Source organism: Micromonospora sp. NPDC048843 (assembly GCF_040649965.1).
Taxonomy (GTDB): Bacteria; Actinomycetota; Actinomycetes; order Mycobacteriales; family Micromonosporaceae; genus Micromonospora; species Micromonospora hortensis.
In genome coordinates, this window is record NZ_JBEZGJ010000036.1 from 1 (window position 1) to 15,290 (window position 15,290).

14 protein-coding genes and 4 pseudogenes are annotated in these 15,290 nt (G+C 68.2%); 8 read left to right on the top strand and 10 right to left on the bottom strand.

The window, feature by feature from the left end; all coding sequences use genetic code 11:
* Window positions 1-197 precede the first annotated feature (197 nt).
* The 3 genes from AB0C20_RS11675 to AB0C20_RS11685 form a co-directional block, all read right to left on the bottom strand.
* Window positions 198-1,055, bottom strand: coding sequence for a PhzF family phenazine biosynthesis protein (locus tag AB0C20_RS11675; protein ID WP_357567884.1), 858 nt, complete (start codon window positions 1,053-1,055; stop codon window positions 198-200).
* On the bottom strand, window positions 1,055-1,579 hold the full coding sequence (locus tag AB0C20_RS11680; RefSeq protein ID WP_357567885.1) for a carboxymuconolactone decarboxylase family protein: 525 nt from the start codon (window positions 1,577-1,579) through the stop codon (window positions 1,055-1,057). The genes AB0C20_RS11675 and AB0C20_RS11680 overlap by 1 nt, the downstream gene beginning before the upstream one ends.
* Window positions 1,580-1,691: 112 nt before the next feature.
* Window positions 1,692-1,988: a helix-turn-helix domain-containing protein gene (locus AB0C20_RS11685; protein ID WP_357567886.1), complete on the bottom strand. Its 297-nt coding sequence runs from the start codon at window positions 1,986-1,988 to the stop codon at window positions 1,692-1,694.
* A gap of 165 nt (window positions 1,989-2,153) precedes the next feature.
* Between AB0C20_RS11685 and AB0C20_RS11690 the strand changes: the two are divergent.
* Both AB0C20_RS11690 and AB0C20_RS11695 read left to right on the top strand, forming a co-directional pair.
* Window positions 2,154-2,375, top strand: a pseudogene (locus AB0C20_RS11690) (hypothetical protein); the annotation flags it as partial.
* Window positions 2,366-2,725: pseudogene (locus AB0C20_RS11695) on the top strand (transposase); the annotation flags it as partial. The pseudogenes AB0C20_RS11690 and AB0C20_RS11695, both read left to right, overlap by 10 nt.
* A 280-nt stretch (window positions 2,726-3,005) precedes the next feature.
* Here AB0C20_RS11695 and AB0C20_RS11700 read toward each other — a convergent pair.
* A pseudogene (locus AB0C20_RS11700) lies at window positions 3,006-3,997 on the bottom strand (LLM class flavin-dependent oxidoreductase).
* 581 nt (window positions 3,998-4,578) lie between these two features.
* Window positions 4,579-5,142 carry a helix-turn-helix domain-containing protein gene (locus AB0C20_RS11705; RefSeq protein WP_330438287.1) on the bottom strand — a complete coding sequence of 188 codons (564 nt, stop codon included), beginning with the start codon at window positions 5,140-5,142 and terminating at the stop codon, window positions 4,579-4,581.
* An 82-nt stretch (window positions 5,143-5,224) separates the two neighbouring features.
* On the opposite strand from AB0C20_RS11705, the gene AB0C20_RS11710 reads away from it, so the two are divergent.
* Window positions 5,225-5,938, top strand: a complete 714-nt coding sequence (locus AB0C20_RS11710) for an SDR family oxidoreductase (RefSeq protein ID WP_330438286.1) — start codon at window positions 5,225-5,227, stop codon at window positions 5,936-5,938.
* A gap of 627 nt (window positions 5,939-6,565) precedes the next feature.
* Here AB0C20_RS11710 and AB0C20_RS11715 read toward each other — a convergent pair.
* The 4 genes from AB0C20_RS11715 to AB0C20_RS11730 form a co-directional block, all read right to left on the bottom strand.
* A complete protein-coding gene (locus AB0C20_RS11715; RefSeq protein WP_330438285.1) occupies window positions 6,566-7,270 on the bottom strand; it encodes a hypothetical protein in 705 nt (234 codons plus the stop codon).
* A 31-nt stretch (window positions 7,271-7,301) separates the two neighbouring features.
* On the bottom strand, window positions 7,302-7,979 hold the full coding sequence (locus AB0C20_RS11720; protein ID WP_330438284.1) for a response regulator transcription factor: 678 nt from the start codon (window positions 7,977-7,979) through the stop codon (window positions 7,302-7,304).
* A complete protein-coding gene (locus AB0C20_RS11725) occupies window positions 7,976-9,052 on the bottom strand; it encodes a histidine kinase (protein ID WP_330438282.1) in 1,077 nt (358 codons plus the stop codon). The genes AB0C20_RS11720 and AB0C20_RS11725 overlap by 4 nt, the downstream gene beginning before the upstream one ends.
* Before the next feature lie 93 nt (window positions 9,053-9,145).
* A complete protein-coding gene (locus AB0C20_RS11730; RefSeq protein ID WP_330438280.1) occupies window positions 9,146-9,961 on the bottom strand; it encodes a helix-turn-helix transcriptional regulator in 816 nt (271 codons plus the stop codon).
* A gap of 103 nt (window positions 9,962-10,064) precedes the next feature.
* Between AB0C20_RS11730 and AB0C20_RS11735 the strand changes: the two genes are divergently transcribed.
* Both AB0C20_RS11735 and AB0C20_RS11740 read left to right on the top strand, forming a co-directional pair.
* Window positions 10,065-10,808, top strand: a complete 744-nt coding sequence (locus AB0C20_RS11735; RefSeq protein ID WP_330438278.1) for an SDR family NAD(P)-dependent oxidoreductase — start codon at window positions 10,065-10,067, stop codon at window positions 10,806-10,808.
* 458 nt (window positions 10,809-11,266) lie between these two features.
* Window positions 11,267-11,467, top strand: coding sequence for a hypothetical protein (locus AB0C20_RS11740; protein ID WP_357567887.1), 201 nt, complete (start codon window positions 11,267-11,269; stop codon window positions 11,465-11,467).
* Between the two features lie 386 nt (window positions 11,468-11,853).
* On the opposite strand, the gene AB0C20_RS11745 is transcribed toward AB0C20_RS11740, so the two are convergent.
* On the bottom strand, window positions 11,854-12,426 hold the full coding sequence (locus AB0C20_RS11745) for a TetR/AcrR family transcriptional regulator (protein WP_330438277.1): 573 nt from the start codon (window positions 12,424-12,426) through the stop codon (window positions 11,854-11,856).
* 131 nt (window positions 12,427-12,557) lie between these two features.
* On the opposite strand from AB0C20_RS11745, the pseudogene AB0C20_RS11750 reads away from it, so the two are divergent.
* The 3 genes and pseudogenes from AB0C20_RS11750 to AB0C20_RS11760 form a co-directional block, all read left to right on the top strand.
* Window positions 12,558-12,774, top strand: a pseudogene (locus AB0C20_RS11750) (transposase); the annotation flags it as partial.
* Between the two features lie 468 nt (window positions 12,775-13,242).
* Window positions 13,243-14,196, top strand: coding sequence for an NAD-dependent epimerase/dehydratase family protein (locus tag AB0C20_RS11755; RefSeq protein WP_357567888.1), 954 nt, complete (start codon window positions 13,243-13,245; stop codon window positions 14,194-14,196).
* Entirely contained in the window at window positions 14,193-15,083 is an 891-nt protein-coding gene (locus AB0C20_RS11760) for an alpha/beta hydrolase (RefSeq protein ID WP_357567889.1), read from the top strand. The genes AB0C20_RS11755 and AB0C20_RS11760 overlap by 4 nt, the downstream gene beginning before the upstream one ends.
* Window positions 15,084-15,290: the final 207 nt, after the last annotated feature.

Consider the following 15,290-nt stretch of genomic DNA (forward strand, 5'->3'; position numbering starts at 1 on the left):
GTGTCGTGTATTGGTGAGATCGCTTCCACCTGTCGAAACCGAACGTGCCAGGAGCCGTACGACGCACAGATTCGCGGCCGGCCGCACATCAACCCCAAGGTCAGGAAGGCGCACGCATCTGCCGCTGACCGCGCGTCCGAGACGACCGGATCTGCCGATGACCGTGCATCCGATCATCACGTGAAAGGCTCGGCATTTCAGCCGGGAACGATGGGCGGGCCGAGGTCGACCACTCCGCCGATTCTGGCGACGATGCCGGATCCGGTGTGTGTCGCGCTGGCTGATATTGATGATGGCCTCCGGAGCGTGTCGCCCTGGTGGACTTCGATCTCGCCGGTGCCGGATGTGTCGAGTAGGTGGGCGGCGAGGCAGCCGACACTGTTGGCGTTCGCGATGTCCTCGTTGACGCCGACCGCGGGGGCGAACATTCGAGCTGCGGCCGTTCTTAAGGTCGGCGAGAGTGCGTAGGTGAAGCAGCCGAGATATCCGAGTCGGCGACATTCGGTTGCCAGCTGATCGAAGTCGGGCCGCATGGACAGCAGTGTCGGGTGATCCCGGAGGGGGACGAGAAGTCGTGGCGTGCCGGGAGAAGCGACCCGCACGTCGGCGGCGATGTCCGTTCGTTGCAGGCCGAGGGCCGCGATGATGCCACCGCCGGTGGGGTCGGCGTGGTCCGCCAGGGCGATGACGCCTTGGTCGAACCAGGCTTCGACGCCGTTGTGGCGGCGGATGGCGGTCGTGGCGAAGGTGCGGCCCGCGGTGCGCTGGCGCCCGTGGTGCTCGGTGGCGCCGCTGCGGTGCAGCAGGACGGCTTGCGCGGCGATGGTGCCATGGCCGCAGTTCGTGAGTTCCCCGACGCTGGTGAAGAAGCGCACCGCGGGTGTGTCCGGTGTGCTGGCGTCGATGAACGCGGTGTGGGAGGTGCCGGTCCTGCGGACGGTGGCATGCCGGTCGTTGTCGGTGAGCGTGGCGTCGTCGATCACGACCGCGGTGGGGCTGCCGCCTTGTCCGTCGCGGGTGCAGGCATTTACCACTGCCACCGGTGGGCTGACCATCAGGCGGCCGTGATGTCGGCGAAGCGCGGAGCGCCGGGCTCGAGGTCGACGCGAGCGGTGCGGGCGGCGAAGCAGATCGCGTGGTACCACCCGCACAGCATGAGCACGTCGAGCAGTTGCCGCTCGTCGAGCAGCTCCTGCGCGGATCGCCATAGGTCGTTGTCGACGTCGCATGAGTTGTGCAGGGCGTCCGCCATCTGGATGAGCATGGCTTCGCGGTCGACCGTCCAGCAGGGATCGTCAGGGGAGCCGCCGGTGAGTGAGGTGACCTCGGCCGGCGAGAGTCCGGCACGCTCAGCGAAGACCATCAGGTGGACGCCCCACTCGTATTCGCAGCCGCAGCGCGCGCAGGTGCGCAGGATGACGATCTCCCGCTCGCGGAGTGTCAGGGTCAGGTCGCGGCCGAGTTCGTACCTGCCCCAGTTGTTCATCGCGACGGTCATCGGCAAGTTTTTGGCGAACGTTCGGAACAGGCCGATGGGAGGCATTCCGGCGGGCATCATCGTGGCGAGTTGGGCCGCCACGTCCGGCGTGAACGGCGGTTCGAGCGCCGGGATGCGAGCCATGACCCCTCCAGGTGATTCGGATTCAGAAGCACCGTAGCGATTCGGTTTTCGAAGCGCCAGAGGCGGTGCTTCACGGGTTCGGTTCTTCGCCGTCCTCGTCCATGGCCGAGGCCCACGCGTCGGACCAGCGGGCGAGTGGGCGCAATGCCCGGTAGACACCGCTGCCCAGATCGGTAAGCGTGTAGGTCGTGTCCGGCTGCTGGGCGACGAGGTGGGCGTCAAGGAGCTCGGTCAGCCGTTGCCGCAGGACGCTGGAGGACATGTTGTCGCAGCGCTGCTGCAAGGCGCGGAACCCGACCGGCCCGTGCTGCAGCTCCCAGACGATGCGCAGGTTCCAGCGGCGGCCGAACAGGTCGAGGGCGGCCATGAGGGGTCGCCCGGTAGTCGATCCGCGTACCGGCCGGCCCGGCCGGGGTGCAGTCATTGCCTGTGCCGCCCCTCTTGATGCTTCGATCCTCGATACAGTAGCGTCCCGGGCGTTGATTCGATTTCCGAAGCGACGGGGTGCTGGGGCCCGGCCGCCGGGGCGCCCATGGCCGCCGAGGTCTACGCCCGTATCGGCGCGAAACACAGATCAACGACTCGACATGTCTCGGGCGGTGATCGATGGAACCCATGTTCGGGCACTCAAGGGCGGCCCAAAACTGGTCCGAGCCCGGTCGACCGCCGCAAGCCAGGCTCGAAACACCACGTCATCACCGACGCGGGCGGCATCCCCCTCGCCGTCGCACTGACGGGCGGCAACCGCCACGACGTCACCCAACTCCTGCCCCTGGTCGACAAGATCCCACCCACCGATCAAGGGCATCCGAGGCCGTCCCCGACAACGACCGCAGCGGATCTACGCCGACCGCGGCTACGACTTCGACAAGTACCGCCGCGAGTTGCGAGTCAAGGGCATCACCCCGGTCATCGCCGACGCCCACCGGACACGGCTCAGGACTCGGCACCGGACGCTGGGTCGTCGAGCAGACCATCGCCCTGCTGCACTGGTTTCGCCGTCTGCGCATCCGCTGGGAGATCCGCGACGACATCCACGAAGCCTTCCTTACCCTCGCCTGCGCCATCATCTGCTGGCGCCGACTCCAACACTCAAAGAGTTAGGAGTTCTTAGATGCGTACGACAGCACCGACCAGGAAGGCTAAGCGCATGGCACGACTGCACCAATATTCCACAATCGTCACCTGGACCGGCAACCGCGGCACGGGCACCAGCGGCTATGCTCCGCGACCTGCACCTCGCACCCTTCTTCGGCAGAGAGCGTCTCCGGGTGATGTCGTGTCCTGTTTGGCCCTGATGGGCCGATCCCGGCCACGCGGTGTTGAGAAACCAATGGCCTCCATCACCGGGGAAATCAGTCGGATTCACGCCACTGAATTCGAATTATTGGCTGACCTGGTCGGCTGGGCAGTCACGGGACTCCCGAGCATGGCTGGGGTGGTCGTTATGGATGCCAGTGCTGGGGTCGTCGGTTCGAATGCGGACGCACCGGCAGTCGGAGGGTCTCCACGGGTCAACCGCTTCAGGCTCTTTGGCCGGTAGGAACTGATTGCGGAGATCACCGGCGGGGCGGCGTGCTCGGGTGCGCAACAGCGGCAGCAGTTGCTCGCCCTCACGCCTGATCTCGCCGAGGTAGGGCGTGTCGGAGAGCGCGAAGTGAGTGACGCCGAGCCGCTGGTACTTGCGCAGCGAACTCGCCACGTCCTCGGGGGAGCCGACCAGCCAGGTGGTGCCCGCTCGGCCGCCACCGAACGTGCCGGGCGTGGTGTAGAGGTTGCCGTCGAGGACCTCCCCGCGTGCGGCGAGGTCGAGCAGTCGACGCTGACCGACGGCGGCCCGCCAGTTCTGGTCACGTGCGGCACTGGCGCCCTTGGCCATCTGGGCGACCTTGACCTCGGCATCGGCCCACGCCTGTTCGGTGGTCTCCCGCACCAGCGTGGTGACCCGAGGCCCGAACTCCAGCGGCGCCTGCTCGCGTCCCAGTTTCTCGCTGAGGTGCGTGAGTCGCTCGATGCGCTCGGCCACGCCGTCGAGTGGCTCGCCCCAGAAGAGCTGGACGTTGGCCTCGGCGGCGGCCACCTCCTCGGCGGCGGGGGAGGCGCCACCGAAGTAGAGCCGGGGGTGTCTGCGTTCGCCTCGCACGACCGGTCGGAGCGCCAGGGTGGAGCCGGTGACGGCGAAGTGCTCACCCTGGTAGGTGACGCTCTCCTGGGCCCACACCTGCGCACGATCTGCAGGAACTCCCGGGTACGGGCGTACCGGTGGGCCGGGTCGCTCTCGCCGTCGCCGTACGCGGCCAGGTCGTCCTTGCCGGAGACGATATTGATGAGCGTTCGGCCCTGGCTGAGCCTTCGAGCCGACGATGCCGGCAGCACGTGCAGGTGATGACATCCGCTCGAACGGTGGCGGGGGACCCGGCGCGGGTTTGGTCCGCGGCGATCGTGGTTGCTCGGTGGCTGCTCAGCCGACGGGGGACTGAAGTGGATTTAGCGCTACGCAACCGGACCCACCAGGAAGCGCGACGCCCGTTCACATATCAACAACAGCGGATTGTCAGCCCGTGCAAGGCGCGGACCTGGAAGGACGCACTTGTACTCGAATGAACTGGAAGGCTTGCGGCGGACGAGTTTTAGGTAGAGTGCTCGCCGTAGGAGTGTGTGTTCGGAGCTTTGGACTACGGATCAGAAGGTTAGGGGTTCGAGTCCCTTCGGGCGCACAAAAGATCAAGGCCGTGACCAGCAAGAACTAAGGTCACGGCCTTTTTCGTTCCCATTTTCGAGCCCGAACTCCCGTCTAGTGGGAGCGTGGTACTCGCTGGGTGCTCGGCTGTTTCGGAACTGTTTGTGCTGGTTGGCGCATGCTGCGCCATGGTCCCCGGTCGTGATCTTGGATCGCCCGCCCGCCCGCCCGCCGCGTCGTCGCTCGAGGTCGTGGCGTGCAGTTCGCCACGACGCTCTCACGCCGTGAAGATCCCGGCGGTGGCCATGGTCACCCGGCGGTGGGCGGTGGACTCGTCGTCGCGGAACCTGTCGACGGCCCAGGACAGGGCGAGGACCAGCTCGTACACCTCGTCGGTGGTGGTCGTCGCGGCGGCGTCGCCGGACGCCTTGGCCGCGTCGAGCAGGGTGCCGGTCCGGGCCAGCAGCGGGTCGTAGGCCGGCTTCATCGGCGAGTCGGCGTTCTGGTGAGCGGTCGCCAGGCAGTACGGCAGGTCGTGCCAGATGCGCAGGTGCCAGGTGAGCCGTTTGAGCCACTCGGTGAGCGCCGCCCGCGGGGACAGCGTCGCGGCCAGCGTGTCGGCCTCGGCCAACGCGTCCGTGATGCTTTTGGCCATGACCGCCGCGAGTAGGTCGTCGCGGGTGGGGAAGTTGCGGTAGAGCGTGGCGTTGCCGACCCCGGCGCGCAGGGCGATCCCGTCGAGCGAGGTGAGCACCCCCTCGGCCGCGAAGGTCTCGCGAGCCGCAGTGAGGATCGCCTCCCGGTTGCGCTGGGCGTCGGCACGCAGCGGCCGTGTAGCCATGGACACTCCTCCTTGGCTATCCGGGGACAGTCCCCATATAGTGGTTTCCGGGGGAAGTCCCCACTTACTGAGGAGAGTCTAGATGAACGGTCGTACCGTGCTCGTGACCGGCGCCAACGGCGGTCTCGGCGAGCAGTTCGTGCAGCAGGCCCTGGACCGTGGCGCGGCCCGGGTCTACGCCGCCGCCCGCACGCCCCGCTCGTGGGCCGACCCCCGGGTGCGGCCGTTGACCCTCGACCTGACCAGCGTCGACGACGCCGCCCGGGCCGCGCAGGCCGCGCCCGACGTCGACCTGCTGATCAACAACGCGGCGATTGCGCCGGCCGGCGACTCCATCTCCGGGCCCGAGGAGGAGCTGCGCCGCATCTTCGAGACGAACTTCTTCGGCACGCTGCGCGTCGCCCGGGCGTTCACCCCGGTGCTCGTGAGCAACGGCGGTGGCGCCATGATCAACATCCTGTCCTCGGCGGCCTGGGTCAACGTGCCGACGGGGTACGCGGCGTCCAAGGCGGCGATGTGGTCAGCGACCAACGCGCTGCGCTTCGAGTTGCGCGCGCAGGGCACCCAGGTCGTCGCCCTGCTGGTCGGGATGATCGACACCCCGATGTCGGCGCGCTGGGACGTGCCCAAGGTCAGCCCAGCCGACGTGGTCGCCCAGGCCTACGACGCGATCGCGAACGGCTCGATCGAGGTGCTCGCCGACGATCAGACCCGGTACATGAAGTCGCGGCTGAACACCCCGGCCGAGGAGCTCTACCCCTGGCTCGACGAACAGCTCGGCACGTTCGTGCCGTGAGCCCGTCCACCCGGCCACCCGGCCACCGCGGACGTCATCGTCTCCTCCGCGTCCGAGCGCGTGCGCCACACGCGGTCGACAAGGCTCACGTCGCGACCTGGCGAACGACCTGGGCCTGCCGGAGGGCGGCACGGGCGCGATCGGTGAGCGGGTGTCTGCTGGGGGCGCAACCTCAAGGACGCCAGCCAGAAGGTGCGCAGCCAGGCCGGAAGGGAGCTGCGGGCGCTGCAGAGCCACCCGAAGCCGCTGATGCTGGCGCGCTCGGCCTGGCCGTCCGGTGGTGGCTGCTCACCGGCCGGCACGATGGTGCCGAGGGCAAGGTGCGGCCGGGCCGGCATCTACTGCTGCCCATGGCCGGCCTCGTCGGTGTCCAGTTCGTCCTCGTCGGACTCGGTTGGGTGCCGCGGTCTCGGGTGCGGGACGGTTGCTGGCGGTCGCCTGGGTCGCGGCGGGGGTGGTCCTCTTCGCCTCCTTCTGGCGGGGCATCGTGGGCCACTACGAGGGCGGAGCCTGACGCCGGAACGGGCGGGCGGTGCCGGATCACGACGTCGACGTCAGCGCACCGACCGCCGCCGACCCCTCCGCGTATAGAAGGAAGTCGAGCCGGTCGACCGAGCCCTGCGATTGTCAAACGTTGCCACCTGGCCCGAGCAGCAAGCTGACCTGAGCCAACGTGTCTGGCGCCATAGCCCCGGGGCGGCGGAACGCATGCCTGGTTTCGCTGATTCGTCCGGCCGGGGTCAGAGTCCAGTTCTGCGGGCCCCAGCAGCCCTGCTCCTCAAGGAGTACGCGGGCCAGCACCCCGGTCTCCCCAGCGGCGCCGCAGGCGGTCAACATCGCAGCGAGGACGACGTCCGCGTCCAAGGGGAGCTCCGCGTCGCTCATGATCGGCAGCAACAGAAGGAAGGTGTGGGGGTCGAGGCGCGGGGCCGATCCGGCGTCGGCCGCCGTATGCGCGACAGATAGCAACTCCGGCCAGCACAGCCCAGGTCCCCGGAAGCAACCTTCGACAGTCGCCAGGGGCACCGCCGCCTTCCATCCGGGATGGTGCAGCAGGTAGTCGAACCCATGTTCTCCGGGAAGGTTGCGGTAGACGACATGGAGCAGGTGCCCTGCCGAAAGTGGGACTGACAGCACTGGCCACCGGCGCTCATCGCTGACCCGTTCGAAGAACTGCAACAGGTCTGCCTCGCTGACCCCGAATCCCGCACACAGCGGCGCTTCGAGGCCATTGGTGCACTGCAACAGGTGGCTCGCCCAGAACAGCGGCTCGTCTACCAGGTACGCCCCATCGACCAAGGGATCGTCTTCATAGCCTGGGATCTGGGGCATCGGCCGATCTTGGCACAGATCTCGCCAAGCACTACCTGGTCGGGCCGCCGGGCGTGACCAGGCCGGTCTCGTAGCCGAAGACCACGGCCTGGACGCGGTCGCGCAGGCCGAGTTTCTGCAGGATCCGGCTGACGTGCGTCTTGGTGGTCTGCTCGGCGATGAACAACGTGGCGGCGATCTCGGTGTTCGACATGCCGAGCGCCATCAGGCGCAGCACCTCGCGCTCGCGGTCGGTCAGGGCGTTGAGTGCCGTGGCGCGGGCGGGTCGGTGTGGCCGTGCCTCGACGAAGTTCTCGATGAGCCGGCGGGTGATGCTCGGTGCCAGGAGGGCCTCGCCGCCGGCCACGATCCGGACGGCCCGAACCAGATCGTCGGGCTCGCTGTCCTTGAGCAGGAAGCCGCTGGCACCCGCCTGCAGCGCGGCGTAGATGTAGTCGTCGAGGTCGAAGGTCGTCAGCATCAGCACCCGGAGGGTGTGCCCCTGGGCGCGTTCCGGATCGAGCAGGGCCCTCGTCGCGGCCAGCCCGTCCAGCACCGGCATCCGGACGTCCATCAGGACGACGTCGGGGCGCAGGCTGCGGCCGCGTTCCACGCCGAGCTGCCCGTTCTCCGCCTCGCCGACGACCTCGATGTCGGGTTGTGCCTGAAGAATCGCGCGGATGCCCACGCGAATCATCGACTGGTCGTCCACGATCAGCGCCCGGATCACTGCGGGTCCCCGATCGGCATGCGTGCCGTCACCCCGAAGCCGCCATCGTCGCGGACGCCCGCCTCCAGCGACCCGCCGACCAGCCGGACCCGCTCGCGCATCCCGGGCAGCCCGTGGCCGGTCAGTCCGGGTAGCTCCAGGGGCTCAGCCGAGCGCGTTGCCGCGTCGTTCACGACGGACAACACGAGATCGCCGCCTTCGATATCAAGACAGATCACCGTACGGGCGCCGGGCGCGTGCCGGATGACGTTGCTGAGCGCCTCCTGGATGATCCGGTAGGTGGCCAGGGCGACATTTTCCCGCAGCACGGCCGTCCGCACGGTGTCGGCCACGCGCACCTCCACCGGCACACCCGCTCGTTTCGCCGACTCGACCAGGTCTGGCAGTTGGCTGAGGTCGGGTACCGGGGCCAGGTCGACGCCCGCGTCCTCGGCCCGCAGCACGGACAGCAGCTGCCGCATCTCGCGCATCGCCGACCGGGCGTCGGCGGCGATCCGCACGAACTCCGCCTCAGCCTCCGGGTCCAGGTTCTTGATCCGGTACGACGCCGAGGTCGCCTGCATGTGGATCACCGACATGCCGTGCGCGACGACGTCGTGCAGCTCTCTGGCGATCCGGGTGCGTTCCTCGGCGACCGCCCGCTGGCTCTGCTGAACCTCGACATCGCGGCGCGCGTCGGCGAGCTCCCGGCGAATGTCCCGCCAGTGGCGGGTCATCAGCACGGCACCGAGCACGACCGCCGACACCGCCGGGTAGAGGATCATGATCAGTAGCCCGTCCTCGACGGAGCGGCCCCGTGGATCGAGCAGCACCAGGGCGGGGATCAGCAGGACGCTCGACCACCAGGTCACCAACGCGGCCCGCTGGCTGTAGCGGGCCGCCGCCAGGCCGACGTGTGCGATCAGCGTGAGGAGTCCTGGCACGGTGAGCGGCCATGTCGACCACGCGCCGGGCGGGACGGCCACCGCGAACACCGCGACGGCCAGGAACTGCAGTGCGGTCGCCTGACGCAGCCGGACGAGGAGCAGGAGCAGCGCGGCGCTCTGCGCGATGGCCGCGAGAACGGCGGCCACCGGTTGCACGCCTAGCGGATGTCTGATCACGGCAAAGCATTAATGCTCGGCGAGCATCGGACTTGGCGCGCAGACGCCGCGGCGGGGTCACCTTCAGGACGCGGCGAGCGAGGCTAGCAGGCGCAGCTTCTCGGCGTTGTCGCCGGTCTCGTCCGGGTAGTAGAGCACCAATAACAGACCGTCGACCGGCAGTTTTTCGCGGTGCAGCGTGAGCTCGCCGACCACCGGGTGCCGGACTGTGGTCGTACCACCCTGCAGTTGGCGCACGTCGTGGCGCGCCCACAAAGAGCGGAACCGTGCGCTGGACAGCGACAGCTCGCCGACCAGCTCGACGACCCGGGCGTCGTCGGGCGCGTCGCCGTTGGTCTGGCGGAACGCCGCGACGAAGCTCGCCGCGGAGCGTTCCCAGTCGGCGTGGAACTCGCGTTCCTCCGGGTCGAGCAGCATCGAGCGCAGCCGGTTCTCGCCCGGGCGCAATCGGGGTGACAGCGCCGTGGCCAGGGCGTTGGCCGCCAGCACGTCGAACGAGCGGCCCTCGACGAAGGCCGGCACCCCGACCGCGGCCAGCAGGTGGTGCAGCCGCGCGGGCACGCGCTCCGGCCGGCGGCGCGCGCGGGCCCGGGGCCGGGGCGCGGTGAGGTCGAGCAGGTACTGGCGCTCAACGTCGTCCAGGTGCAGGACCCGGGCGAGTGCCTCGAGCACCTGCGGCGACGGGTTCTTGTCGCGGCCGCGTTCCAGCCGCAGGTAGTAGTCAGCACTGATCCCGGCGAGCAGCGCCACCTCTTCGCGGCGCAGGCCCCGGACCTTGCGGCGGGCGCCAGGCTGGATGCCGGCCTGCTCGGGCGTGACCAGCTCACGCCGCGCCCGCAGGTAGTCACCCAGCCGGTTGGTGCCGTCGTCGTCGCGCATGAGGCCGAGGCTAATACCGGCGCGGGCGCGGACAGGGGGTCCTGTCACTCCCCGGATTCGCAAAGCACTTCCTAGGCCCCGGCGATGCTGCGACCTTGGGTTCATGGACATCACGAACCGCACGGTCTTCATCGCCGGGGGCACCTCCGGCATCGGCCTGGGCCTGGCCCGCCGTTTCGCCGCCGCAGGCGGCACCGTCATCGTCGGCGGGCGCCGGGCCGCTTCCCTCGATGGGCTGACCACCGTCGAGATCGACGTCACCAATGCCGACTCGGTGCGCCGCGCCCGCGACAGCGTGCTGGAAAGCCACCCTGGCCTGGACGTCGTGGTCACCATGTCCGGGGTCCAGCTTCCGGAGGACCTGCGCGACCCCGAGCACTTCGCCACCGCCGAGACGACCGTCGAGACCAACCTGCTGGGCACCATCCGGGTGCTCGACGCGTTCACGCCGCACCTGCTCGGGCGCGGCGCGGGCACCTTCCTCACAGTCAGCTCGGGCATCGGTTTCCTGCCGTTTCCGCTCCTGCCCACGTACGCCGCCACGAAGGCGGGCGTGCACGCGTACACGGAGGCGCTGCGCGCGCAACTCGCCGGTACCGGCGTGGAGGTCACCGAGCTGGTGCCGCCGGCGGTGGCGACCACGCCGGAGCACAAGCGGCTGAACCCGCGCGCGCTGGACCTCGAGGACTACCTCGACGAGGTGCTGGGGCTGCTCGGGCAGGACCCGACGCCGGACGAGATCCTCGTGCAGGCCGTGCTGCAGCACCGCTGGGCCGAGCGCGACGGCACCTACGCCGATCTGGTGGCGCAACGGTCCCAGGCGCTCAAGACGCTGCCGGGGCGCTGAGAGCGCCGCTTCCCACCGGTGACGGCGGCAGCAACCGCTCACGCGGCCCCGGACACGACGGTGGGCTCGGGTGCCCTCGGCGGCAACAGATGGCACCGCTCGCACGCTGTCATCGGCTATGTGTGGGCTGCCTTCGCTAACGGAGACCTCTCTGCTGCCGGCGGGTTGACAAGAGAGGTGCCGTTAGATCCACAGTCCCTTGGTGATCGCCGGGGGGGCACCCGCGATAGCCTGCAACCACAGATGCCCGTTGGGTCGAAGGTGAGGCTTGCCCGGCGGGTACAAAATACGAACCAATGAGTCTGTCCGGTTGGCCTCGCATCTCGCATCCGCGGACACGACCAAATCCGCTGGAAGCTGGTGTGGGAGTTCTTGGAGGAGTACCGCTGGGAGGCGGCCGAGACCAGGGCCGGTCTATTGAGGGATGAGCCTGGGCAGTTGGGGACGCGCGTTGGGACGTGCTGCTTGCGGCGCTCGCGGAGCACCTGCTCGCCCAGGCGGATCTTGCCCTGCCTACATGGGTCGACGGGCGTGTCCTGCGCCGGGCGTGGTTCCCAGCCGAACTGGCGATCCACCGGGCCGACGCGCTGGCATGGGCGCCGGCCGCGTTTCGGAAACATGGTGTGTACCTGTCCGTTCACGACTTATCCGCGGCGTGAGCGGATCAGGTGGCGTCCCGATGGGGGAAGGCGGAATGCGCACTCGCGTTTACCCACCGAGGCGAGGACTTGTCCGTCGCGGAGCCGTCGCTGGCATCCCGTCGTCGTGGTGAAATGGCCTCGGACATATCGTTCCCCACAAAGCGTGATTTTTTTTCGCGCGTTTCGAACGATCCCCGTCCCGTTGGGCGGGGATTTTACTGCGCGGGCCAGGACGGTCGTCGGGGCGGTGAGCGGGAAGACGGCAGTGTCAGTTTCGATGGTCCAGGCGTCGTGGTCGCACACGATGATCATGGCGTCGAGCCGCAGGTAGCCAGCGACGCTGTCTGGATCCTGGTCGCGCATCGCCGGGTAGTGCCGACGGAGGCAGCTGTCGTGTCGAATGCTCAGCGGGCCCGCATCCCGTTCAGTAAGACATCGAGGTAGCGGCGGCCGGCTGCAGCTTGCTCCTGAGGATCGGTGGCTGAGTGCATCCTGGCCGAGAAGGCGATTCCGCACATCAATGGCGTCATGTCGGCGAGCGTTATGCCGGGCGCCAGCCGCCCCGCGGTCCTGACCCGTACGAATAGTTCATTGAACAGTGAGGCCAACTGATCGAGCAGATGCGCTGTGCCCGGTAGGGCGGCTGTGGGCGCCGACAGCACCGGGGATAGGGCGGCGTCAGTGAGTTGCGCTTCCACGAACCTGACCAGGAAATCACAAAATGCCGTCCATGCGTCGTCCTGTTCCGCAGCCCGTTTGGCGGCATGGATCAGCGTCTCCAGTCCGTCCACCGACACCGCCTCAATCAACGCCTGTGGCGTTGGGAAGTGCCGGTACACCGTGGCGACGCCAACGCCGGCCGCGCTGGCCACCTCGTTCAGCTGGATCGGGGTGCCGTCCGCGACCAGCTCCCGGCCAATCTCGACGATTCGCTGGCGGTTGCGTACTGCGTCCTTACGGAGCGGGGAAGCGGTCACTACTTCAGCATAAATGGATAACTGGGGCTGTCGTTGGACGGGCGGCGTAAGTCGATGCAGCCGATGGCGGATCGGCTCGGGGGGATCATCAGGGGTCGCAGCATTTCGTAAAGACCTCGACGTGGGACACCAAGGCGGTGCGGATGCGGTTGACCCGTCGCGCGGCGGATCTCGGGCCGGTGGTGCGGGTGGTCGATGACACCGATTCCCCGAAGGGCGGCTGTGGCCAGGAGGTATACGGGGAGGTCGGGCACGGTGGCGAACTGTCAGATCGGGGTGGGTGTCCGCGCGGTCACCGACACCGCGTCGTGCCCGCTGGACTGGCGGAAGTTCGTGCCGAAGTCATAGGGCGACCAGGCTGTTGGCCAGGCTGACCGCCCCGATGTGCTCGCTCGCCGGGCCTGGTGCGGGACACCTGCCGATGAGCATCACCGGCCGAGTGGTCGATGGTGGTGGAGATGCTCGACGAGCTGGCTGAGCACTGACTTCGTCCGCTGTCGCTGGCCGCGGACGCCTGCTACGGCCGACAACGGCCAGTTCCGTGGCGCCTTGGACGAGTGGTCCATTGGCTACGTCGTCCCCGAACTGCGCCGGACCCAAAAGCGGCTGCGCCGGCCTGACTTCTCTAGACGGTCATCCGCGAGTTGCAATGTCCTCGCGACCTGAACCGACGCCTGCCTCACCTGCCACCAACCTTGAACACGTGACGCGGCAACAAACGCCACAGAAACAGACAAATCACTACTAGCGTCAGGGGCTTCCGCACGTCGGCTCGGGACGGTAGATCGGATAACTCATCCGTTTCGTGCTACGGTCATGGAAGCGGATAACTCATCCGTTTCCATCGTCCGCTCGGCCCCCGGAGAGAACATGCAGATACTCATCACCGGCGGCACCGGCTACCTGGGCTCGGTGCTTGTCGAACACTCCGTTGCCGCAGGTCACGAAGTAGTAGCGCTGACCCGGTCCCCGCAGGCAGCAGCAACAGCGACGCAGGCGGGCGCGCGTCCTCTGCTCGGCAGCCTGACCGACACCGCGCTCCTGGAAACGGCTGCGGCGCAAGCCGACGCAGTGGTGCACGCCGCAGCAGTCGACTATGCCGGTGGCGAGGACGCAGTCAGGGCAGAGGCCGCTGCCGTGGAGGCGCTGATCCGTGGGGCGGGTAAGGCTGGGACGGGCAAGCCGTTCATTTACACCAGCACGAACCTGGTCTACGGGCTCGATCCCGCCCAATCTCAGGACGAAGACGCAGAACTGCCGGAGCCGGGCCTGGTGCCGGCCAAGCTCGTCGGCGAACGCCTGGTGCGCGAGGCGGCGGGTCTGAACGCCATGATCATCCGTGTCAGTCTGGTCTACGGTCGAGGCGGCACCATGCTGCTGACCAGTTTGATCGGGGCCGCGACCGGCTCGGGCGCAGCCATCTACATCGGCGCCGGTGACAACGCGTGGACCCCGGTGCACGTGGACGATCTCGCCCGCCTGTACCTGACGGCTCTGGAGCGCCCGACGGCGGGCACCTACAACGCGGCCGGGCCGCGTCAGTTCACCTTCCGCGAACTTGCCGAGGCGATCGCGGACCTGACCGGAACCACCGCGACCTCGATCACCGCCGAACAGGCCGAGAGCGCCATGGGGCCGATGGCCGCGCTGCTTCAATCTTCGGCGCGCATCACCTCCCAGAAGGCGCACGACACGTTCGGGTGGAGCACCAGCGGTCCCGCTCTGCTGGACGACGTGCGCTCCGGCTCCTACCAGGTGGTGAACCCGTGAGCCCCAGCCTGGCCAGCCACGCCGTTGTCGGTCTGCTGCGCGTGACCGGAGTGAAGAAGCGCCAGTTCAAGCCCAGCCGGTTCCTCGCCGAAGTGGCCAACCCGGCTCCACCGCGTCTGCCGGGTGTCACGGTCCGACGGGAAGAGTTCGAAGGCTGGACGGTCTATCGGCTGGCGCCCGTCAATCCGGTACGGCACTATGCCGTCTACCTGCACGGCGGCGCCTGGGCCGCCCCCATCACCACGCAGCACTGGAGGCTGGCCGCCCGGATCGCCGTCGAATCCGGCCGCGAAGTTGTCCTGCCCCTGTACCCGCGCCTTCCCGCCGCTACCCACGCCGACGTCCTTCCAGTCATGCTGCGCCTGTTCCAGCACGTCCAAAAACAGGGGCCGACCGCACTGACCGGTGATTCAGCGGGCGCGACCATCGCCCTGTCCGTGCTCCAGGCTCTGACCTCGCGAAGCGAGGGGCCGGACGTCACCATCCTGATCTCACCCGCCCTGGACCTGACCTTCACCAATCCGAGGATCGCCGACATCGCACCTCGCGACCCGTTGCTGAATCTCGAGCACATCCGGGTTCTCGCGAGCCGCTGGGCAGCCCCGGCCGATCCGTCAAACCCTCAGACCAGCCCTCTCAACGGCCGGCTGGACCACCTCGGACTCGTCCACGTGTACGGCGGGACACGCGATGTCCTCTTCCCCGACGCCGTCGTGCTCAGGGACCGGGCCGGTAACGCGACCGGAACCGATCTTCACCTGCACATCGGTGAGGGAATGATTCATGACTGGCCGATCATGCCGACCCCGGAGGGCCGCCGGGCGGCCGGGGACGTCATCGCCCTTTTGCGAGACGCAGGTGATCACTCGGTCGGAGAGGGTTTGTGATCTTCGGAAACGCCTCGAGACCTGCTTGGCCAGTACCCGCTGATGCTGCGTTTCCCGTACTTCGACATCTACCGCAAGTGGCTCGTCGAGCAGGTCGATCTCGTGCTCGCGATGCAGCTGTGACCGGAGGCCTTCACACCTGAGGAGGAAGCCGACAACTTCGCCTAGTACGAGCAGCTCACCGTCCGTGACTCGTCGCTGGCGGCG